Source organism: Schaalia sp. ORNL0103 (assembly GCF_019429565.1).
In the GTDB taxonomy this organism is placed as follows: domain Bacteria; phylum Actinomycetota; class Actinomycetes; order Actinomycetales; family Actinomycetaceae; genus Pauljensenia.
Genome location: NZ_JAHXSA010000001.1, coordinates 322,413 through 342,269, shown reverse-complemented (window position 1 = coordinate 342,269; position 19,857 = coordinate 322,413). Strand labels below are relative to the sequence as shown.

At 65.8% G+C, this 19,857-nt stretch carries 21 protein-coding genes; 15 read left to right on the top strand and 6 right to left on the bottom strand.

Annotated elements, in window-relative coordinates:
- The first annotated feature begins 32 nt into the window (after nucleotides 1-32).
- From JJJ16_RS01550 to JJJ16_RS01525, 7 genes are all read left to right on the top strand, one after another.
- Nucleotides 33-635 carry a GDSL-type esterase/lipase family protein gene (locus JJJ16_RS01550; RefSeq protein WP_034468004.1) on the top strand — a complete coding sequence of 201 codons (603 nt, stop codon included), beginning with the start codon at nucleotides 33-35 and terminating at the stop codon, nucleotides 633-635.
- Between the two features lie 9 nt (nucleotides 636-644).
- Complete coding sequence (locus JJJ16_RS10160) at nucleotides 645-1,652, top strand: hypothetical protein (protein WP_225904958.1); 1,008 nt, start codon at nucleotides 645-647, stop codon at nucleotides 1,650-1,652.
- A 155-nt stretch (nucleotides 1,653-1,807) separates the two neighbouring features.
- A complete protein-coding gene (locus JJJ16_RS01540) occupies nucleotides 1,808-2,641 on the top strand; it encodes a hypothetical protein (protein WP_219751117.1) in 834 nt (277 codons plus the stop codon).
- 501 nt (nucleotides 2,642-3,142) lie between these two features.
- Nucleotides 3,143-3,811, top strand: a complete 669-nt coding sequence (locus JJJ16_RS01535; RefSeq protein ID WP_219751116.1) for a hypothetical protein — start codon at nucleotides 3,143-3,145, stop codon at nucleotides 3,809-3,811.
- A gap of 105 nt (nucleotides 3,812-3,916) precedes the next feature.
- Entirely contained in the window at nucleotides 3,917-4,048 is a 132-nt protein-coding gene (locus JJJ16_RS10230) for a hypothetical protein (RefSeq protein WP_264081510.1), read from the top strand.
- A gap of 36 nt (nucleotides 4,049-4,084) precedes the next feature.
- On the top strand, nucleotides 4,085-4,954 hold the full coding sequence (locus JJJ16_RS01530; protein WP_219751115.1) for a hypothetical protein: 870 nt from the start codon (nucleotides 4,085-4,087) through the stop codon (nucleotides 4,952-4,954).
- A 78-nt stretch (nucleotides 4,955-5,032) separates the two neighbouring features.
- Entirely contained in the window at nucleotides 5,033-5,734 is a 702-nt protein-coding gene (locus JJJ16_RS01525) for a hypothetical protein (protein WP_219751114.1), read from the top strand.
- Nucleotides 5,735-5,797: 63 nt separating this feature from the next.
- On the opposite strand, the gene JJJ16_RS01520 is transcribed toward JJJ16_RS01525, so the two are convergent.
- Nucleotides 5,798-6,682 (bottom strand): alpha/beta hydrolase, encoded by an 885-nt coding sequence (locus tag JJJ16_RS01520; protein ID WP_009054052.1) that lies wholly within the window; start codon nucleotides 6,680-6,682, stop codon nucleotides 5,798-5,800.
- Between the two features lie 1,155 nt (nucleotides 6,683-7,837).
- Here JJJ16_RS01520 and JJJ16_RS10155 point away from each other — a divergent pair.
- Nucleotides 7,838-8,455: an endonuclease domain-containing protein gene (locus tag JJJ16_RS10155; protein ID WP_225904957.1), complete on the top strand. Its 618-nt coding sequence runs from the start codon at nucleotides 7,838-7,840 to the stop codon at nucleotides 8,453-8,455.
- A gap of 385 nt (nucleotides 8,456-8,840) precedes the next feature.
- Here the strand turns inward: JJJ16_RS10155 and JJJ16_RS10275 are convergent, their stop codons facing one another.
- From JJJ16_RS10275 to JJJ16_RS01505, 3 genes are all read right to left on the bottom strand, one after another.
- Complete coding sequence (locus JJJ16_RS10275) at nucleotides 8,841-8,915, bottom strand: 50S ribosomal protein bL37 (RefSeq protein WP_106406425.1); 75 nt, start codon at nucleotides 8,913-8,915, stop codon at nucleotides 8,841-8,843.
- Between the two features lie 168 nt (nucleotides 8,916-9,083).
- Entirely contained in the window at nucleotides 9,084-9,383 is a 300-nt protein-coding gene (locus JJJ16_RS01510) for an anti-sigma factor (protein WP_219751113.1), read from the bottom strand.
- The gene (locus tag JJJ16_RS01505; protein ID WP_219751112.1) at nucleotides 9,380-10,012 is read right to left on the bottom strand and encodes a sigma-70 family RNA polymerase sigma factor; all 633 of its coding nucleotides are present in this window, start codon (nucleotides 10,010-10,012) and stop codon (nucleotides 9,380-9,382) included. The genes JJJ16_RS01510 and JJJ16_RS01505 overlap by 4 nt, the downstream gene beginning before the upstream one ends.
- A gap of 198 nt (nucleotides 10,013-10,210) precedes the next feature.
- Here JJJ16_RS01505 and JJJ16_RS01500 point away from each other — a divergent pair, with 198 nt between their 5' ends.
- The 5 genes from JJJ16_RS01500 to JJJ16_RS01480 all read left to right on the top strand — a co-directional run bounded on the left by JJJ16_RS01500 (nucleotide 10,211) and on the right by JJJ16_RS01480 (nucleotide 14,236).
- Nucleotides 10,211-10,738, top strand: a complete 528-nt coding sequence (locus JJJ16_RS01500) for a DoxX family membrane protein (RefSeq protein WP_219751111.1) — start codon at nucleotides 10,211-10,213, stop codon at nucleotides 10,736-10,738.
- Nucleotides 10,735-12,087, top strand: coding sequence for a 3-phosphoshikimate 1-carboxyvinyltransferase (gene aroA, locus JJJ16_RS01495; RefSeq protein WP_318836509.1), 1,353 nt, complete (start codon nucleotides 10,735-10,737; stop codon nucleotides 12,085-12,087). Before JJJ16_RS01500 ends, aroA begins: the two co-directional genes overlap by 4 nt.
- Nucleotides 12,087-13,172 carry a ribosome small subunit-dependent GTPase A gene (gene rsgA / locus JJJ16_RS01490; protein ID WP_219751110.1) on the top strand — a complete coding sequence of 362 codons (1,086 nt, stop codon included), beginning with the start codon at nucleotides 12,087-12,089 and terminating at the stop codon, nucleotides 13,170-13,172. The genes aroA and rsgA overlap by 1 nt, the downstream gene beginning before the upstream one ends.
- 100 nt (nucleotides 13,173-13,272) lie before the next feature.
- Entirely contained in the window at nucleotides 13,273-13,725 is a 453-nt protein-coding gene (locus tag JJJ16_RS01485) for a hypothetical protein (protein ID WP_048673261.1), read from the top strand.
- Between the two features lie 106 nt (nucleotides 13,726-13,831).
- Nucleotides 13,832-14,236, top strand: a complete 405-nt coding sequence (locus JJJ16_RS01480; protein WP_219751109.1) for a hypothetical protein — start codon at nucleotides 13,832-13,834, stop codon at nucleotides 14,234-14,236.
- 38 nt (nucleotides 14,237-14,274) lie between these two features.
- On the opposite strand, the gene JJJ16_RS01475 is transcribed toward JJJ16_RS01480, so the two are convergent.
- Nucleotides 14,275-15,003: a glutamine amidotransferase-related protein gene (locus tag JJJ16_RS01475; RefSeq protein WP_219751108.1), complete on the bottom strand. Its 729-nt coding sequence runs from the start codon at nucleotides 15,001-15,003 to the stop codon at nucleotides 14,275-14,277.
- 101 nt (nucleotides 15,004-15,104) lie between these two features.
- On the opposite strand from JJJ16_RS01475, the gene JJJ16_RS01470 reads away from it, so the two are divergent.
- Together JJJ16_RS01470 and JJJ16_RS01465 are read left to right on the top strand one after the other, a co-directional pair.
- The gene (locus tag JJJ16_RS01470) at nucleotides 15,105-16,310 is read left to right on the top strand and encodes an exonuclease SbcCD subunit D (RefSeq protein ID WP_219751107.1); all 1,206 of its coding nucleotides are present in this window, start codon (nucleotides 15,105-15,107) and stop codon (nucleotides 16,308-16,310) included.
- The gene (locus JJJ16_RS01465) at nucleotides 16,307-19,381 is read left to right on the top strand and encodes an AAA family ATPase (protein ID WP_219751106.1); all 3,075 of its coding nucleotides are present in this window, start codon (nucleotides 16,307-16,309) and stop codon (nucleotides 19,379-19,381) included. Before JJJ16_RS01470 ends, JJJ16_RS01465 begins: the two co-directional genes overlap by 4 nt.
- 3 nt (nucleotides 19,382-19,384) lie before the next feature.
- On the opposite strand, the gene JJJ16_RS01460 is transcribed toward JJJ16_RS01465, so the two are convergent.
- Complete coding sequence (locus JJJ16_RS01460) at nucleotides 19,385-19,855, bottom strand: DUF6912 family protein (protein WP_219751105.1); 471 nt, start codon at nucleotides 19,853-19,855, stop codon at nucleotides 19,385-19,387.
- Nucleotides 19,856-19,857 lie beyond the last annotated feature (2 nt).

Sequence of the window (19,857 nt, the reverse complement as noted above, 5' to 3'; positions counted from 1 at the left end):
CGGGGGCGCGGGAGGCACCGGAAAGGAACACCATGCGGATCTGCTTCATCGGAGACGAGCTCGTCGCGGGCGTCGGCGACCCCCGAGGCCTGGGCTGGGTCGGTCGCGTCAACGCGCACTCCACCTTCGATCTGCCCGCCACGTTCCTGACCCTCGCCGTGCCCTCTGAGACGACGAAGCAGATGGCTGCGCGCTGGGAGGCCGAGGTCCTGCCGCGCCTGGCCGAGGGCGAGCCCCACGGCCTCGTCATCGGTGTGGGCCCTGGCGACGTCGCGGCCGGCATTTCGACGGCCCGCTCGCGCCTGAACCTGGCCAACATCACCGACCGGGCGACCGCGCTGGGCATCCCCAGCTTCGTCGTGGGTCCCCCGCCGCTCGCTGGCGTGGACTCCGGGTCGCTGAAGGCCCTGTCCTCCTCGTGCTCCGAGGTGTGCGCGCGCCGAGGCATCCCCTTCGTCGACTGCTACACGCCTCTGGTCGCGCACGACCAGTGGTTCGAGGACATGGCTGCCTCTCTCGCGCGCGGCGGGGACGGCCAGACGTTGCCCGGCCAGGCCGGCTACGCCCTCATGGCGTGGATCGTCCAGCACCAGGGCTGGTACGAGTGGACGGGAGCGACCCCGGCGGACGTGTAGTATCCCGGCATGAGCAGTAACAATCCGTACGCGCCGCCGACCGGGTCGGAACCCGCGCTGCCCGAGGAGAACATGGAGGCTGCGCACCGGGTGCCACGCAACGCGCCGGTGCCCGTTGAGCCCTCCGCAGAGGGGTCGGACCCTGCGTTCCCATACGGAGTTCCCACCCCTCACACCGAGGAGGAAAAACCCAACGCGGACCTGCCCCCGCACATCTCCGAGGCGCATGCGGACAGCGAGCCGACGGCGCCTACACCCCGCGAGGCCTCCTCCTCAACCGCTGCGCAGCGGGATCGTTCATCGTCGCCCACCGCTGGACGGCCTCACGCGACGTCGACAGGCTCAGACCCACAGGACAGTCGCACACGCGAGGACAAGTCCACGAAGGCCTTCACCCTCCCGATACGCACCGATGTGTTCGCGGGTCTCGCAGTCGTGATCGCCGCGCTGTTTTTCACGAGCATCACAATGGCCCAAGCCGCCGATTTCGGCACGGGCAAACTTCAATGGCAGTTCGCCACATGCGTGTTCGGTCTCGCTGCCGCAGGTTTGTGTATTCCCTTCGTCCCCGCCGCGGTGCGCTACGCGCGCATCCTGTTCACAGAAGGCGAGAACGAGTCGGCCGAAACTCGGGCGTCCGGGTATGCCCTCATCTGCCTCGTCGGACTTGCCGCCGCAGTCATCGCGATCAGCAACGCGGTACCCGCAGCACGCGACCTCAACGAAGGACCCCAGGCCAGGACAGTCGCCTCGTGTTACTTCGACCAAAGTCCGGTGAAGAGCTCACCAACAAACACCATCCCGAGCAGCTATCAGAACGAATTCAAGATGACACTCGACGACAAGAGCAAGCTTGTCCTCGTCATCAAAACAGAAAAACGGGATGAGTTGCAGTCGGCATCGGGTATCCGCGGCACCCTCTACAACGGATGCTTGTCGCACCACCCCTCATCGAAGAAACTGGTCCTCGACCTGTATCCGCGCACGCAGATGATCGCTGACGCGCGCATCGTCTAGCGAGTACCGTCCATGAACGAATGCCCCTGCCAACTCATCAACACCTATCAGTCAGGTGTCCCCGCGCTCGCGCGCACCCATAGTATTGTCGGTGCACGCCCAACATTGAGCCAGCCTCCGCACGAGGACACAACCCCATCGACCAGCGAGACACGATGAGCAACCAATACCCCCACGGTTATCCTCCACAGCAGCCCTTCTCGGGCCAGGGCCCGATGCAGCCGCAACCCGGCCAATACCAGGGCGGCATGTACCCCCAGCAGCCCTTCCCGGGTCAAGCCCCGATGCAGCCGCAACCCGGCCAATACCAGGGCGGCATGTACCCCCAGCAGCCCTTCCCGGGTCAGGGGACCGCTGCGCCGCATGGAGGCACTAACATGGGCCGCCCGGTCATGAACACGAACTACGCGACGGCGCTCAACGTCCTGAAGATCCTCACGATCAGCGGTGTCATTGCCTATTTTGTGCTGAGCAATTTCTACGACGTGGGCGACATCAAACTCAAGTGGCAAAGCATCGCGAGCGCCGTGGGCACCATCAGTATGCTCATCTGTGCGGTCATCATCGTCGTGACAGCTCACCGCATGAACCGAGCAAAGCGCGCTGGCGACAGGACGAACATGCGTAAGCCAATCGTCTCGCTCGCGGTTCTCTCCATCCCCGTCCTCGTCGTCGGGACGATGTCGATCATCGGTTCCGTGCAGTCGGTTGCGGACACGATCGAAGGAACACAGACCGTCACCGTCAAGTCGTGCAGCTACAGTGAGCTCAGAACGCGCTCGCGACGGAGAGGCACCTCGACGTCCTACAGGTTCGATCTCACCCTCACCGACGGCTCGAAGCACACGACTCGCTTGGGCAGCGCCTACGACGCGGCCGGCGTCTACAGCACCCTCTACGAAGCGTGCGCCGACAAGAAGGGCGCCTCACCTCTGACACTTGAGGTCTATCGCCACAGCTGGATCATCGTCAACGCACGGATTGAGTAGGATGCTGCGCGTTCTCACCGACGAGGTGGGTGCACCCGCCCAGCCCACGCCTCGTCGTCACGAGGCCGCGCGGCACCATCACCGAAAAACTCCCCGCCTTCAATCCACACCACGCCACCTATGCAGGTGGGCAGTGACACGGAATGAACAGTCTCGTCCGTCTCCATCCCAGTTGAAACGGTTCTTATGAGCAACGAAGCGCCCCTCTCCCCCGATCACCCCTCCGTTGATGAACCCCGTATCTCGCGCACTGCCATCGCGGTAGCGGCGGGGAGCCTCACCGCAATTGTGTGCTGGATGATCATCCAATTCGCACGCATGTCACCCATCGCCGTTCCCGTCATCATCCCCATCTGCGCGGCTATTATCCTGAGCGGGATCATTGGATGTGCCATCTATTATTCAATCGGTTTCGCTATACGAGACTCGCATAGGCCACGTCGGCACCGCAAAGAACGCGACTGAGCACCGCTACCCGCAGTACCACCGTTGAGGCACCCCATGAGCAAGCGTAAGAACACGTCTACCACACCCGAATCCCGAACAAGTTCGCTGACGAAAGAGCAGAAGCGCTATGGGACAGCGTTCTGGATCGTCCTCACTCTCATCTTGTATGGTTTGGGCCATTTGGCAGACACAATTTCCCCTCATGGCCCCTCTCGGTTCCGCTGGCTGGTTTTCTCCTACGGCATAGCATTTCTCTTCATGTTCGCATGCATCGCCGCCATTTCCTACTTGTTTCAATGGTTCGACAAGCGCGAGAGAGCTGGCACTGCAATGGGCTTGCACAAACGAGCCACAGCCCTCGTGATACCGGTGCTTATTCTGATTCCAAGCGCCTACAACGCTCTAGGTTACGGGACGCGTGTCGTCTTCGATCTCTTCACCGGTCCGCAGACTGTGACCGTCTCATCGTGCACACGCGAAATTGTTTCGCGCCGAGAAGCACATGGACGCTACCGAACCGTGTCCGTAGCTGACTATCACTTCATCATGACCCTGGCCGACGGAACCACCCGTCAGACAGTCATCGATAGCCGCGTATTTCTCGATGACCGACGCGTCGACGAAGTCCTGTACAGCGCTTGCATCAAGAATCCAGGGACAACGTCGATGACACTCGACGTCTACTACTACTCGTGGATCATTGATCAAGCAAGGCTGGATTGACGAGGCTCGCCGTCGCTCCGACCGCGAGTGCGCTTCGGTTGCTTCTCGTCCTCGATTAACGAGGCATGAAATGGGTCGCCTCACGCCTGGATGAGGATCCCCGAGATGAAGCGCGCACTGTGGTCGAGGGCGGCCGCGAGCGGTACTGTGAAGACTGACGAGCACGTCGGCACCTGGTCGCTCACCGCGCACCTGGATCCTCCTGGAAGCGCACCCGTTCCCGAGGAAACACCCTAGGCTCGTCGTCATGCACCCGTCCGACAGGTAGCAGCCATGAGCAATCAATACCCTTATCTCTCCCCCTACGATCCGTCCACTGACGGCACTCAACCCGCCAACCAGCCGCAGGTGCCGCAGCCGCAAGCGGGTGACGCGCAGCCTTCCTTGCCGCCGCTCTCGTACCAGGGTTGGGAATACCAGGGGTCCCCATACGGGGAGGCGTATGCCGCGTCGTCCGACGCCGACGAGGCCTCTCAGAGTGTTCCTTCCCCCACCGATCCTTCCGGCGAGGACGCAGCGCCGAAAAAGCACACGGGGTGGTGGCTTCTCCTCCTGCTCGTCGGACTCCTCGTCGGCATGGTCTTCTATTTCTTCGGCGAGATGTTCGACTTCGGCACGGAACGGATCGTCTGGACCCTCATCAAGTGCGCCGTCGCGCTCGTCTTCGCCCTCGCTATGATTCCCCTCTATGCCGCTACGCGGCGCAACTACCTCATAGCAAGCGCACGGGGCGACGAGAAAGTGGCACAACAACGCCAGCTCGGCCTGGGCATGGTCGGTGTCTTTGGCGTCGGATTCGCCATTTACGCGCTGTCGAACGGCGTTCCCGCGGTGCTTGACGTCGCCGACGGCCCACACACTGTCACGGTCACGTCATGCAGCTTCGACCAGTACAAGACGAGTCGGTCACGCCCCCGCGGCGGAGTCTCGACCGTGTATAAGAACCAGTTCATCATGACGTTTGAGGACGGCTCGACCCACACGCAGACCGTTGAGACGGACAGCAAGGATGAGATTGCGAGGCAAGGGGACGTGACAGCCGTCCTCTACGAGGCCTGCGCCCTGCGCTCCGGCAACGCGACCATGACCATCGGTTACTACACGCATTCGAGGGTCGTCGCGAGCGCGAGGATCAACAACTAATCCGTCGCCCCACACACCCGGCATGCCCGCGCACGCGCCCCGGCCTCGTCCCAACCACTGCGACCCGAAAGGGAACCCATGTCACGCAACCCCGCTTCCTCTCCTCGTCGGGCGTCCTCACCCGCGCAAGGATCGACAGGCGCAGGCGTCCTCAAGAAGATCGCCACCGCCATCGGGGTCATTCTCATGGCTCTGGTCATTGCTGCCATCGCCCTCTTCTGGTTCATCGGAGATCACACAGATTTCGGCCGCGATCGCGTCGTGTGGAAAGTGCAGGCCTGCGGCGGTGGGCTCGTCCTCGTCGCCGGGCTCCTCATCGCGTGCGCGTTCGCGTACCTCGGTGTTCGGCGCGCCAAGCGCGACATCGATATTGAGAAGTACAACCAGCGTTCCTTCGCCATCGTCGTCCTGTGCGTGACCGCGTTGTTCGTGGGGTTCCAGTCGATCAGCCGCGGCCTTCCCGCCTTCCGCGACCTGAAGGAGGGCACCACCACCGTCACTGTCACCTCGTGCAGCTTCGAGCAGACGCCACGGTCACGCAACTGGACGAGCGCTAATCACAGTCCCGATAACGGATGGGACAACGACTTCACGATGACCCTCGCTGATGGCACCAAGCGCGCCACGGTCATCAAAACAGACAATGCTGACGACATCGCCTCGCGCGGCGGTCTCACGGGTGTTCTCTACGAGGCCTGCGCTCGGCGCTCCGGGTCCGCCTCCATGACCATGGAGGTCTACCCCCACACGTGGTCCATCGTCGAGGCACGCATCGACTGAGGCTACCCGCAACCGTCGTCCTCAATCGACGAGGCCGTGAAACAGCGCGTGAAACGGGCGGGACTACGCCTGGGTGAGGATCCCCGAGATGAAGCGCGCGCTGTGGTCGAGGGCGGCCTCGGCCTCGGGAATGGTGGGAACGCCCAGGACATACACGTGGAAGCCATCCGGCTCCACCCGCAAACGCACGTCGACGCCGGCGCGAGCGGCCTTACGCGCAAAATCGATCACGTCGGGGCCCACGATGTCCGCGTCTCCCTGGAAGATGCGCATCGGCGGCAGTCCCGCCGGGTCACCATACAGGGGGCTGACACACCAGTCGGTCGGATCCAGGTCGCCCGCCCACGCGCGGCCCGCCCACGCCAGGCCGGGGACACGCAGGATCTTGTCGCGGAGCTGCACCTTCTCGATCTCGGGGTTCGTCATGGTCACATCCACCCACGGCGCGTACAGGACGAGGCCGTCCACCTGACGTTTGTCCGCGTCGCGTCGCTGCATGGCGAGGGACAGCGCCAGGCCTCCACCCGCCGAGTCGCCGAAGATAACGACGCGGCCGAACTCAGCCTGGGCCTCGTCGACGATGGGCTGGACGAAGTCGAAAGCTTCGGTCGCGGTGTGCTTGGGGGCGAGCGGGTAGTCGGGAATGATGACGGGCAGGCCCGTGCGGTCGATAAGGCCCTCGACGATGCCCCACTGGCCCACGACCATCGGGTACACGTACGCTCCGCCATGCAGATAGATGAGTGCACCGCCCGAACGCAGGCCCCGCTTCGGAAACACGCGGGTAACGCCATTTTCGCTCGTCGCGGTGAAACGCGCACGCATGCGTCGAGGCATCGGATGCGGCTTCGGGGCGTGGAGCGCCATCTGCTCAGTTGCCGTCTCGCTGTGGAGCAACGGAGGCACAAGACCCATACAGAAGTGAACAACGCGCATCTGGAGGGACATGGGGCCTCTTTCGTATCGACGAATCAGTCTGTGCGCGCCGGGACGCACCCGCGCGCCAACATGTACCAGGATACGCTGCGAGGGAGGTTTCCTGCCTCTCGCACAGGCTCGTCGTTGCTCCACAGGGCACGAGTCCAACGTCAGCCGCAGGGGCACTCACTATCATCCGCGCCGAAGCCAAGGCGTCTGTGTTTCCCACAGGAGTACGAGACCCTGTTGTCTCAGGATCGCCACGAGTACATCGGCCGATATCTGGTTCCTCGTCCAGGTGTCTCGCGCGCGTATTCGGCTCACTGGAAATAGTTGCGTTGGCTTATGGATAGGAAACGTCGTTCTGGATAGGAACTACTCATCTGGATAAGAAAATAAGCTATCCAGAACGCAATAACCTATCCCGATTTCCGTTTCCTATCCAGATGGTGTGCGGGGCTTCTCCTCGTTGATCTCTATGGGATGCTCCTCACGCCAACAGCGTGCAATCAGATGTCAGCCCCCTCATACACCCCATCGCTAACAGCTCTCCGCACGCGAGTCCAGCCACCCATCCTGACAGACGACTCCCAACACCTCACTCCTTGCCGTTATGCACAGGGGTAAATCAAGAGAGCCGGTTATCCACAGGCCCTCCTTTTCGACTACGCCCAACTCGAGGCTCTGTTCGAAGCTAGATGCATGAACCAGGTACCTGTTGTCGTCACCGATATCTTCCAGACGCCAAAGAGCCAAGCGTATTCGCCCGTCACCGTGCGCATCATGCGCGGCATTGCAGCTGCTCTCCCACTCCATCCAGACAAGTCAACTCCATGGGAAATATGGAACGCAGTTGCCCTCGCCCGAATCCATGTAGTGAGTGCATCCCTGCAGCACCAAGCACTGTACGTAGGACGTAGTTGCCTTCTACTCAACGGAATTCAGGGATGGTCCGCGAATCCAAAGATAACCATCTACAGGCCGACAAGACGATCTACTTCCCGACTTCCAGCGTGTTCGATCGGCTCAACGACAGTACCCGAAACATGTGTCACCTGTTCCACCATCCCCCCGCTCTCCGAGGAACGCAGACGCACTAACGGATTGGAAACGGAACACCCGTACGATGCACTCATCCGTTGCGTTCAGCAAGAGGAGCCATTGGAGGCTTTCGTCCTCGGATGCATGGCACTGCATCAGTGGAGCAACTTTTCAATGTTTGAGCAGATGGAATCACGTGAACGGGCAGAAGAAATCCGCGTAGCGCTCCTCAAGCGCCTCGAACATTCCCCCACAAAACGAGGACTACGCCGAGCACGTGCCATTCTTCACGCGATTGATCCTGGATGCGAAAATCCTGCTGAAGCAGCCTTGCTTTGGCTTGTGCGCTCGATCAGCCCATTCCCGTCACTGACTCAAGTACATATCGAGGTCCGGGGTCGTCACTATTACGCAGATATTGTCATCGCAGATCTTCGAATCATCATTGAATTTGACGGCATCGGAAAACTAGGCGACAACCAATCCGATCTTGCGCGTGCAAAACGGGAGTGGATCCGCAGGGATGAGGATCTTCGCGATGCAGGGTGGAACATTGTTCGTGTCAGCTGGCCGGACTACAACGACTGGGAGGGTCTACGGTTGAGGCTCATGAGAGCGCTAGGGCGTACGAGCTCATCACTCGATCATCGCCTTCTATGGAGCCCTCCCACCGAGCGTTGTGATGGTCGAAATAGACGTTTCCGGATCGGACGCACCCCACAAGGAGTTCATGTTCTGGATAGGAAACAGCGTACTGGATAGGTTATCGCGTTCTGGATAGCTTAATAACCTATCCAGATGAGTAGTTCCTATCCAGAACAGCGTTTCCTATCCAGAACGAGGGCCGGTGGATTGACACCACCCATAGATGGGTTGCTCACGCTACCACGCGCGCTCTCGGCGTCAGCCCAGTACACGGACAACCTGTTCGCATGAGCGGGCGCGCTTACGATCGGCGGCGGATGAGCCCGCCGCACGTCGCTTTCCGTCGCACAGGGGACGCAAACCAAGCTGCGCGCACCCCGCATGCCACGCGTGCCTCGCGAAACCGCACCTGGCTCCCGCCGGTGACGCAAACAAAACGCATACACGACGCGCATACAAAACGCGCCCGGACCAACCGGTCCGGGCGCGCAACGTATTCGGCTCAGGCGTTAGGACGCTTGCCGTGGTTCGCGCCGTGCTTACGACGATCGCGACGCTTACGACCCCGCTTCGACATGTCATTCTCCTTGGGTTTGTTGTCTAGACTGAAGCATTTTTGCACACATTGGCCCAAACCACCAAGGCACAGGCCGTTCGCGGCGACGAAGGTCACCGAAAAACGGGCGGCAACCCCGTCCTCGTCAGCCCGCGCGGCGCGACGCGATCACGCACTGTCGTAGCGCTCCTAGCGCCAGGTGACGGACATGCTGGTGATCGAAGCGACGACGCGGGCGCGCAGCGCATCGGAGGCCTGCTCGGTCTCGTAGCAGCCGCGCATGAGGGCGCGCACGTGGCGCTCGGCGTCCAGGGCGTCGGTGCAGTGCGCGCAGGTGGCGACGTGCTTGATCATGAGGGCGCGGGCGTGGGCATCGGGCCCGGGCACGGATCCGGCATCGATGAGGCCGCTGCGGCGGTCGCATTCCTCGCAGTCGATCAGTTCGTACAGGGCGTCCAGGACGTCCTGGCAGGTCACGTGAGTATTCACTTGGCTCCTCCGATCCCGTATTCCGCGGCGACGTCGGCCAGCGCGGAGCGCAGGTTCTTGCGCGCCCGGTTCAGTCGGCTCATGACGGTCCCCATGGGAACTCCTAGTTCTTCGGCGATTTCCTTGTAGCTCATACCCTCAACGTCAGCCATGAGGACAACCATCCGGTGTTCCTCTGAGAGCGAATCGAGGGCGTCGCGCAGCTGAGCGGAGGGAAGCGCCTCGAGCGCCTCGACTTCCGCGGATTTGAGGCCGACCTCCGAGTGGGAGGCGGCGTCGGCTAGCTGCCAGTCTTCGACCGTGTCGCTGGAGGCACGCTTGGGCGAGCGCTGCGCCTTGCGGTAGCTGGTGATGTAGGTGTTGGTGAGGATCCGGTAGAGCCAGGCCTTGATGTTGGTGCCGGGCTGGTACTGGTGGAACTTCTGATAGGCCTTGAGGTAGGTCTCCTGAACCAGATCCTCCGCGTCGGCGCGATTGCGGGTCATGCCCAGTGCCGCGCCGAAGAGTTGGTTCATGAGGGGCATCGCTTCGTCCATGAAGCGTGCCTCGAGCTCGGCACCATCCGGGGCGGACGAGGCCGGGGCGGCCTCGGGTGCCTGGGTCGTCGTTGAGGGGGTTGTCGTTTCCATCGCCTCCCAGAGTAGTCGCGCGGGCGTGCGGCGCGAATGGGAGTGGTCGATGGGCAGTCATACTGAGGGCAACGCCTCACGCCCCTCTTTATTCCACAACCCTCTACAATTGTGCGTTGCGCCACTTTCATCCCGTTCTTTGGGAGTGGGTAGGCCGTTCGGCTTCCCCCAGGGGCAAAGGTGTCGAACAATAGGGGTATGAATCTGCTGCGCGTTGTTGCCCGTCCCCTGCTCGCCGCCCCGTTCATCGCCGACGGGGTTGATGCCCTCATGCATCCGCGTTTCCACGTGGAGCGCGCCGCGGGCGTTCGTCCCCTCATCGACAAGGCGACCGACGCGGTCGGCCTGGAGCCGCTGACGGATCAGCAGCTGGCCGTCGCGACCCGTGTGACGGGTGCGGTGACGGTCGTCGCCGGCCTGCGTTTTGCGCTCGGCCGCAAGCCCCGCGTGGCCGCCCTGACCCTGGCTGCGATCGGCGCGCCGATGGCCCTCGTGAACGCTCCCCTGCCGGGCACGACGCGCGGCCTATCCAAGGAGCAGATCAAGCGCCGTCGCTACCGCACGCTGAATAAGGCGGGCCTGGCCGCCGGTGTCCTCCTCGCGTCGACGGACCGCGTCGGTCAACCCTCGGCCCTCGTCGCCCACGCGATGCGCCGCGACCAGCGCCGCGCGATCGCTGCGGCCGAGGCCGCCGTCGTGGAGCGTCTGAGCGGCACCGCTTCGTGAGCGCGCCCTGGCCCGCTCCCCTGGCCACCTCCCCCGTGGATGCCACGGTCGAGGTGCCGGGTTCGAAGTCAATCACGGCGCGTGCCCTGTACCTGGCGGCCGTCGCCGATTCTCCCTCCGTTATTCGGGGTGCCCTGGACGCGCGCGACACGCGCCTGTTTGCGGCTGCCCTGGAGGTGATGGGCGCACGCGTCGAGGACGAGGGGGCGGGCATCCTGCGCGTCACCCCGATGTCGCTGCCGCCGCGCGGCGGTCGCATCGAGTGCGGCTTGGCCGGCACCGTCATGCGTTTCCTGCCTCCCCTGGCCGCACTGTCCCCCGAGGAGACGCTCTTCGACGGGGATGAGCAGGCTTACGCGCGCCCGCTGGGTCCGCTCCTGGACGCCCTGGTGCGCATGGGCGCGACCGTTACGTATCACGGTGAGCGCGGGCACCTGCCCTTCACGATTCAAGGCCCGATCCACACGCCGCTGGGCGCGCAGGCCTGGGTGGACTCCTCGTCCTCTTCGCAGTTCCTCTCCGCGTTGCTGCTCGTCTCTCCCCTCGTGGGTGATCCGCTCTTTGTGTCGGCTCCGGGCGTCGTCCCGTCGATGCCTCACGTGGAAATGACGCTGGCGTCCCTCGCGGGCGCGGGCATCGACCTGGAGGTCGTGGACGAGGGGCGCGCGAACCTGTCCACCTGGCACATCTTCCCGTCGCGTCCGCGCGGCGGCGACATCACAGTCGAGCCGGACCTGTCCAACGCCGGCCCCTTCCTGGCCGCCGCAATGGTGACAGGCGGGCGCGTGCGCATCCCTGCGTGGCCGGGGGCGACAACGCAGGCGGGCGACGCCTGGCGCGCGCTGCTCGGTCACATGGGCGCGACCATCACTCAGGACGAGGAGGGCCTGACCCTGAGTGGTCCCGGCGCCGGCAACTACCCGGGCATCAAGGCAACCATGGCCGAGGTCGGAGAGCTCACCCCCACCCTGGCCGCGATCTGCGCATACGCCTCGACTCCCTCGCACCTGAGCGGCATCGCGCACCTGCGCGGACACGAGACCGACCGCCTGGCGGCCCTGGTCGCCGAGATCAACCGCGCGGGCGGGCAGGCCGAAGAGACCGAGGACGGCCTGATCATCACACCGCACCCGCTTCATGCCGCGCAGATCCGCTCCTACGCGGATCACCGTATGGCGACCTTCGGCGCGATCCTGGGCCTGGTGACGCCCGGCATCACGGTCGACGACATCGCCTGCACGTCCAAGACGCTGCCCACCTTCGAAGCCATGTGGGCCTCGCTCGTGAGCGCTCACGGTCAGGGAAGCACCCAGGCTGCCCCGGCCTCGTCGATCGAGGAGGAGCAGTGATGGCGCGACGCGACACCGGAACCGACGACCCGCGCGTGCGCGTGCGCGCCGGCAAGGGCTCGCGCCCCCGCACCAAGGATCGGCCGGACTGGTCCTCCAAGCCGCTGGGCCGCGTCATCGGCATCGACCGCGGCCGCTACCAGGTGAGCCAGGAGGCGGACGGCACCCGCGTGGTCGCCGTGCGTGCCCGCGAGCTGGGGCGAGGCTCCGTCATCATGGGCGACCGCGTGCGCCTCACCGGCGACCTGTCCGGGCGCCCCGACACGCTCGCGCGCATCGTCGCCGTCGAGGAACGCTCCTCGGTGCTGCGCCGCTCCCTCGAGGACGCGCCGGATCAGCGCGGCGAGAAGGCGATCGTCGCGAACGCCGACACCATGTGCATCGTCGTGGCGCTGGCGGATCCGCCGCCGCGCACCGGCATGATCGACCGCTGCCTGGTCGCCGCCTTCGAGGCGGGCCTGTCCCCGATCCTCGTGCTGACGAAAGCTGACCTGGCCAGCGCGGACGAGCTGATCGCCGCCTACGAGGACTTCGACCTGCGCGTCGTGCTCACGAGCGCCGAGGCCGGGCAGGCCGATCCGGGCGTCGCCGAGCTGCGGGACCTGCTGGCCGGCCACTGGTCGGTGCTGGTGGGGCACTCGGGGGTCGGAAAGTCCACGCTCATCAACCTCCTGGTGCCGGGCGCGGGCCGCGCGACGGGCCATGTCAACGAGGTGACGGGGCGCGGGCGCCACACGTCCACATCTTCGGAGGCCTTCGAGCTGGAGGCGGGCGGCTGGATCGTGGATACGCCCGGCGTACGATCCTTCGGCCTGGGGCACGTGAGCGTCGCCGACGTGCTCGGCGTCTTCCCGGACGTCGCGGAGGCGACTGCCTGGTGTCTGCCGCTGTGCTCGCACAACGAGGAGGAGCCCTCGTGCGCGCTTGACGCTTACGCGCGCGCCACCGGTCCCTTCACCATCGACGAGGCCGGGGATGAGGACGCGGAGCGGGTGATGTCTGAGCGCGCTTCCCGCGTGGCGTCGGTGCGCAGGCTCCTCGAGGCCGTGGCGACGGCGGAGGCTGCCAGCAAGGCAGCCCGGTAAAGAAAAGTGCGCACCGAAAGTACTTGACAGTGCTCCCCCTGCGTGGACAATGAGGGTATAGCGATGGTCGCTATCTCTGGTTCACAAGGTCGTGATCGCTATGTCCACCATCGAGCAGAACCTCATCGGCAACACCGCAGGGCTTTCGCGGGTCGACAAGGTCCTCCGCTACTTCTTCTTCGCGCTGTTGATCGGTACGGTCGTCTATTCGATTGGCGGCACCTTCTTCGGGAAGGACAACCGCCTAACCGACTACGGGCTCGCCGACGCTGCGTTGCTCCTCGCTTCAATGGCCCCTGGCTATTCGCGTCACATTCCTGGCGCACACCGGGCGCTTCGGGCCTGCGAGTGGGTGGTGATGGCTTGTTCCCTCGTATGTACCGCCGCTGTCATCGTCGGTGACGTCACGGACCACGGAGTCCGCCCCGAGCCCTACAACACGCCACGGAACGTCGCCATGGGCGCTGCGCTTGTAGCCTTCTGCTTCTTTACGATTCTCCTCGTCTCCAAGGAGCGGGCGCGCCGCCGCGGGCTGATTCCCCCGTCCCGTTAGACACGCAGACAGGCACCCACGGCGAGAGACCACGGTGAGGGCGCCCCTCGCCCACTAGCTGGCGAGGGGTGCCTGCCTCGCGCCGCGTCCCGCTAGAGTGGTGGGCATGTCGAATCCCGAAAACTCCTCCCCGGAGCGCCCCGACAGCGAGCGAATAATCCGCGTTCTCTTCATTGTTGCTCTCGGCACCATCGTGTTTCTCATGGTGTACTCAATGACCGAACTTGGCCATTTGAGGCCTTCTTCCTTCACCTTGGGCATCTGCGCAACCACCTTCGGCGGGCAGCTGCCGGGATCTGCGCGCCGCATCTTTTGGACAACTCCGGCTTATTTCGTCGTCGAGCGTATCGGCCTCGTCTGTGCGGGCCTGTGCGTCGTCACCTCGATGGTCAGTGCCTTAGTACCCCTGCCAGACAACATGACGGCCTACCGCCACTCAATGATGACGACTTCCGTCCTGGCCATCGTCACCATGGTGATCTTCTTCTACCTACGCCGCAAGGCCCGCTAACTGCACCGCGCAGCGCGGCCCCGCCCGCCGGGCGGCACTCAGCGCTGGAAGCGGCGCACGAAGTTTTGGAGCACGAGGCGCGAGGGATCCGTGTCCACGCTCGCGACCTGGGCGCGGATCGCCTCGGCTTTCTCCACCGGGTAGTAGCGGCCCGCGTACTGGTCGATTCGCACGTTGACGCCGTCGAGGTCCATCTCGGGGTGGAACTGGGTCGCCCACGCGGCCTCGCCCACGCGCACCATCTGGATCGGAGTGTCGTCGCCGGCCAGGAGGACCTGCATGCCGGGGGCCAGCTCGCGCACGGCCTCGTGGTGGCCGACGTAGGAGTGGAAGCGGTCGGGCGTGCCCTCCAGGAGGGGGTCTTCGCGCCCCGCGTCGGTCTTCGTCAGGGCGATGCCGCTGATTTCCTCGCCGTGGTGGGTGTCGATGACGCCGCCCAGGTGCAGGGTGAGGGTGCCCAGCCCGTAGCACAGTCCCAGGATCGGGAAGGACTCGCCCAGCGCCCGGTCGTAGAAGGACCGCAGCCATGCCTCGGCGCGCACCTGGCGTTCTTCCTTGAGGTGGTCGTCGGCGTTCGCGTCCCACGGGGACCCGCACACGAAGGCACCCGAGTACTCGGACAGGTCGAGGTCGGGCAGCTCCCTTTCCATGCGCACCTGGCGGACCTGGTCGGGGGTGAGTCCCGAGAAACGAGGCAGGTCGGCGCACTCGGCAGCCAGAACGGGGCCGTCGTCGCGCGAGGTCAGCATGAGGAAGGGCTTGGTCATGCCCACCATGCTATCGACTACCTGCGCGCATGCAGAAGGTGTCCGTCTTCCAAGCGTGTGTGACGGACGCAGATGTAGGCGGCCTCTGCCACACTGGATACATGTTGATTCTGCACACCTCCGACTGGCACCTGGGGCGCACGCTGCACGGCGCATCCCTGGGAGACAGCGCTGACGCGTTTATCGAGTGGTTGGTGGCCCTGGTGCGTGAGCGCGGCGTGGACGCCGTGCTCATCTCGGGCGACGTGTTCGACCGCGCGGTTCCGCCCGTGGATGCGCTCGCGCGGATGCGCCGCGCCCTGCGCGAGCTGACGGAGATCACGACGGTCATCCTGACGTCGGGGAACCACGATGGGGCCGCGCGCCTGGGGCTGTTCGCCGACATGCTCACCCCCTCGCTGCACGTGGTGACGGACCCCGAGGCGATCGGCACGCCGGTCGAGGCCGGGGGTGCTCTCGTGTACCCAATGCCCTACCTGGAGCCCGACCTCGTGCGTCAAAGCCTGTCGGACCTGGCCCCGCAGGGGGAGGGCGGGTTGCCCGCTCCCCTGCCACGCTCCCACCAGGCGGTTCTGGGGGCGGCGTTGCGCCGGGTGCGCGCGGACCTTTCGGCTCGGCGAGACGCGGGCGACGAGCGCCCGGCCATCGCGATGCCGCACGCCTTCGTGACGGGCGCCCAGTCCTCAGACTCCGAGCGCGACATCCAGGTGGGCGGCGTTCCCTCCGTATCGGGGGACCTGTTCGACACGCTCGGGGACGAGGAGCCCCTGGCCCACGGCCTGGACTACGTGGCGGCCGGGCACCTGCACCGCCCGCAGGACATCTCGGGTGCAACCGTCCCGATCCGCTACGCGGGCTCCCCCATCGCGTATTCATTCTCCGAGGCCGGGGCCACCAAGTCGATCACCCTCGTGACCACGGATGCCACCTCGGTGACCGACATCGAGGTGGTGCCCATCCCGACGCTGCGGGGCATCGCGGTGCTTGAGGGAACCATGGATGAGCTGCTCACGGATCCCGACGAGGCCACCACGGCCTCGTACGTGTCGATCACGGTCACGGACGACGCGCGCCCCGAGCGTATGGTGCCGCGCATCCGAGAGGTCTACCCGCACGCCCTGGTCGTCGTGCACCGTCCCTCCCAGGCGCCCTCGCTGGCTCCCGCGATGGCCGTGCGCGCGTCCCGCGATCCGCGCGAGGTCACGGAGGAGTTTTACGAGGCCGTGGGCGGGCGGGCACTGAGCGCTCAGGAGCGCGAGCTTGCGCTGGACGTGTGGGCGCAGCTTCGAGGAAAGGACATGCAGTGAAGATTCGGTGGCTGCGCATTACGGGCATCGGCCCCTTCGCGGGCGAGCACACGGTTGACTTTTCGGCCTTCGAGGACTCGGGCTTGTTCCTCCTGGACGGCCCCACGGGCGCGGGCAAGTCCACGCTCATCGACGCGATCACCTTCGCCCTGTACGGCGACGTGGCGCGCACGAAGGACGCGTCGAAGGACCGCCTGCGTTCCAACCACATCACGGATTCGGATCCGTCGGAGGCGGACCTGGTCTTCGAGGTGGCGACGGGCATCTACCGGGTGACGCGCACCCCCGCGTACACCCCGGCGGGCAAGAAGTCGCAGCGCAATTCGAAGTCGACGCTGGCGCGCGTCGTGGAGGATCCGGACGCTCCGGACGGGTGGCGCACGGTGGAGCCGATCGCATCGGGTCCGCGCGACGTGGGCTTTGAGATTCCGGCAATCGTGGGCCTGGATAAGGACCAGTTCCTGCAGACAATCGTGCTCCCGCAGGGCAAGTTCTCCCAGTTCCTTAACGCCACGTCGGATGCTCGCGAGCAGATCCTGCGCGACATTTTCGACACGCAGATCTACGTGGACTTTACGAAGGCCCTCGTCGATGCGGCCGCCTCGTCGAAGCGCGGCATCGAAGAGCGGCGCGTGGCTGCCATCGGCGCTTTCGAGCGCGTTTGGTCGCTGGACGCAGCCTTTGCCGAGAACGGCGCTGAGGACGGGTCCGCCGCCGACGGCCGGGCGGCCGCCGCCGAGGAGGCCGATCAGCTGGATGCGGGCGCGGAGGATTCCAGCGCCGTGACGCGCTGGGCCGAGGACGCATGCGAGCGCGCACGCGAAGCGCACGCGCAGACCCTGCGCGTTGCCGAGGTGGCCACGGCAACCGCTCGGGAGGCTTCCCGCGCCCTGTCCGAGGGACGAGCCCTGGCTGAGGCCCAGGCGGAGCACGCGCGCGTGAGCGCGGCACTCGCTGAGTTGACCGCATCGGAGGGAGCAATCGCATCCAACCGGGAGCTCGCGGGTCAGGCCCGCCGGGCGCTGGCCGTGGCGCCCCTCGACGCGGCCGAGGCCTCGGCACGCGCTCGTCTGGAGGCTGCGGGAGACCAGGTCGCCGCCCTGTCCCCGGTTCTGGGAGACGAGGATTCCATCGATCCTGCATCCTTGACACCCGAGGCCGTGGCCCCTCTCGGCGCGCGGGCGCAGGACCTGCGCGACGAGGCGACGCGCACGCGCGGTTCTCTCGAGGAGGCCTTGGCCGTCGAGCGCTCGCTGCCCGAAGCGCGCACCCAGATCGACTCGCTGCGCTCCCAGCATAAGCAGGCATTGGCGCGCATCACGTCGATCGAGGCGGAGCGCGAGGCGTTGCCCCTGCGCATCGAGCAGGCCTCCGAGGCTCTGCGCCTCATGCGAGCGGATGCCGACACGCTGCCCGAGGCCGCGTCCGCGCTGCGCGCCATCAACGAACGCCTGGATGCCTCCATGCAGGCGGACCTGCTGCGCTCGGCCCTCCTCGGAGCATCGGATGAGCTGCGCGAGGCCACGGTCACCGCAAAGCTTTCGAATGCCGCGGCGGCGGACGGCCACGACCTGTGGATCGCGCAGAGCGCATCGGCGCTCGCACGCGAACTCGAGGAGGACATGCCCTGTCCCGTGTGCGGGTCCACCGCTCACCCCAATCCGGCACCGGCCGCGGAGGGGGAGATCACGCGCGAGCAGGTCGCGGAGCTCGACCAGGCGCGAGACCGTGCGGAGGCCGCGCTTCGGGAAGCGCAGGCGCGCCACCAGGATCTCGTGCGTCGTATCGCCCAGCTCAACGAGGTGGCCGGCGCCCCCACGCCGACTCTCGAGACCGAGCGGGATCGGGCCGCTGAGCTCGTTGCGAAGCTCGAGGCTCTCAGCCCGCAGATCACAGAGATCGAGGCGGCCCTCACGCAGGAGCGCACCCGCCTCGACGGCCTGACGGATGCCCTCGCGAGCGCCCGCGAGGCCGCTGCGTCCCTCGCGTCCACCCTTCAGGAGCGCGAATCCGCTCTGGCTGCGGCTGAGGCCCGCGTGGAGACTGAGCGCGCCAACTTCGCCTCCCTTGATGCGCGCGCTGCAGCCCTGGATGAGCGCGCACACCGGGCGGCGGCTTTGGCCGGGGCCTGCGCCGATTGGGATAACGCCCGCGCCGCGCTCGCGCAGGCGCAGCGTTCCCTTGCGGATGCGCTTGAGGAACAGGGCCTCGAAGCGGACTCGTGGCGCACACTCCTGCTTCCACTCCCCCAGGTCGAGGCTCTCGAGGCGCGCGTGGCCGCGCACGAGAAGGCGCTCTTCGCGGCACGCGAAGCGCTTGCTTCGGAGCGCCTGACCCGCGCGGCAGCAGCGCCCGCGCCGGACCTTGAAGCTCTCACCGAGGCCTCCCGCAAGGCCGAGGAGGACGCCGCTATGGCGGCCCGGGCCTCGGGTATTCTTGAGCAGCACTGCGCGCAGCTGGACGCCGCCCGAGCTTCCCTTGAGCAGGCGTTGGAGGCGCTTAGCCGCGCCCGGGAGCAGGCCGGTCCCATCCGACGCCTGGCTGACATCGCCGCCGCGTCCGGCCCGGAGAACCTGGCCTCCACTCCCCTGTCGGCGTGGGTGCTCATCGCACGCCTGGAGGAGGTGTTGGCTGCCGCGAACCCGCGCCTCGCGGCAATCTCATCGGGACGCTACGAACTCGTGTCTGTCCCCGACGACGGCACCGCCTCGCGCAAGTCCGGCCTGGGCCTGGCGATCATCGATCACGACACGGACGCGCTGCGCAGCCCGCGCACGCTGTCGGGTGGGGAAACGTTCTACACGTCGCTCGCGCTGGCGCTCGGCCTCGCGGACGTCGTCTCAGCCGAGGCCGGAGGCGTCGAGCTGCGCACGATGTTCATCGATGAGGGCTTCGGATCGCTCGACTCGCACACGCTGAGCCTGGTCATGGCGCAGCTCCAGGCGCTGCGCTGCGCGGGACGCACGGTCGGTGTCATCTCGCACGTTGAGGAGATGGCGACCCAGATCGCGGATCAGATCCAGGTGCGGCCTCTGCCGGAGGGTGGATCGACCCTCAGCGTGCGCGCGTAGGTGTCAGCCCTGGTGCAGGGCCAGGACGGCGGGGCGCTCGGAGCGGTCGAACCACGCCAGGGAGGACTCCCACAGGGCGGCCACGGCCTCGTCGGCGTCCTCCTGTGTGTCGGCGCTCAGGACGGCCTGCACTGCGGGTGAGGCGTCGGGCAGGTCCGCGAGGATGGCGGCCACGTCCGACCAGGTGTATTCGAAGGCGGGGGCCTCGAAGATGTGGGGTTCGATCTGCTCGCCGGGGGTCAGCGTCGTCGAGGTCGGGGTGTCGACGGCCAGGACGACGCGAGCGACGCCCGCGCCCTCCGTCTCGCGCGCCAGCTCGAGGGAGGACAGCGCCGCCTCGGTGATGGCATCGTCCTCGAGGACCTCGACGTCCTCGCCACTCATGCCGGCCTCGGGCACACACAGGACGCCGCTGCGCACGGGCGGCAGCGGGACGGACAGGTCGGACAGGACGGCGGGAACGTAGACGCGCATGG

Excerpts from the sequence above, each read along its gene's own strand:
- JJJ16_RS01460 (WP_219751105.1), bottom strand. The coding sequence starts at position 19,855 with ATGCGCGTCTACGTTCCCGCCGTCCTGTCCGACCTGTCCGTCCCGCTG.
- JJJ16_RS10230 (WP_264081510.1), top strand. The coding sequence starts at position 3,917 with ATGAAGCGCGCACTGTGGTCGAGGGCGGCCGCGAGCGGTACTGTGAAG.
- JJJ16_RS01530 (WP_219751115.1), top strand. The coding sequence starts at position 4,085 with ATGAGCAATCAATACCCTTATCTCTCCCCCTACGATCCGTCCACTGAC.
- JJJ16_RS01535 (WP_219751116.1), top strand. The coding sequence starts at position 3,143 with ATGAGCAAGCGTAAGAACACGTCTACCACACCCGAATCCCGAACAAGT.
- JJJ16_RS01550 (WP_034468004.1), top strand. The coding sequence starts at position 33 with ATGCGGATCTGCTTCATCGGAGACGAGCTCGTCGCGGGCGTCGGCGAC.
- JJJ16_RS01540 (WP_219751117.1), top strand. The coding sequence starts at position 1,808 with ATGAGCAACCAATACCCCCACGGTTATCCTCCACAGCAGCCCTTCTCG.
- JJJ16_RS10155 (WP_225904957.1), top strand. The coding sequence starts at position 7,838 with ATGGCACTGCATCAGTGGAGCAACTTTTCAATGTTTGAGCAGATGGAA.
- JJJ16_RS01485 (WP_048673261.1), top strand. The coding sequence starts at position 13,273 with ATGTCCACCATCGAGCAGAACCTCATCGGCAACACCGCAGGGCTTTCG.
- JJJ16_RS10160 (WP_225904958.1), top strand. The coding sequence starts at position 645 with ATGAGCAGTAACAATCCGTACGCGCCGCCGACCGGGTCGGAACCCGCG.
- JJJ16_RS01475 (WP_219751108.1), bottom strand. The coding sequence starts at position 15,003 with ATGACCAAGCCCTTCCTCATGCTGACCTCGCGCGACGACGGCCCCGTT.
- JJJ16_RS01480 (WP_219751109.1), top strand. The coding sequence starts at position 13,832 with ATGTCGAATCCCGAAAACTCCTCCCCGGAGCGCCCCGACAGCGAGCGA.
- JJJ16_RS01525 (WP_219751114.1), top strand. The coding sequence starts at position 5,033 with ATGTCACGCAACCCCGCTTCCTCTCCTCGTCGGGCGTCCTCACCCGCG.
- JJJ16_RS01505 (WP_219751112.1), bottom strand. The coding sequence starts at position 10,012 with ATGGAAACGACAACCCCCTCAACGACGACCCAGGCACCCGAGGCCGCC.
- JJJ16_RS01500 (WP_219751111.1), top strand. The coding sequence starts at position 10,211 with ATGAATCTGCTGCGCGTTGTTGCCCGTCCCCTGCTCGCCGCCCCGTTC.
- rsgA (WP_219751110.1), top strand. The coding sequence starts at position 12,087 with ATGGCGCGACGCGACACCGGAACCGACGACCCGCGCGTGCGCGTGCGC.
- JJJ16_RS01520 (WP_009054052.1), bottom strand. The coding sequence starts at position 6,682 with ATGTCCCTCCAGATGCGCGTTGTTCACTTCTGTATGGGTCTTGTGCCT.
- JJJ16_RS01470 (WP_219751107.1), top strand. The coding sequence starts at position 15,105 with ATGTTGATTCTGCACACCTCCGACTGGCACCTGGGGCGCACGCTGCAC.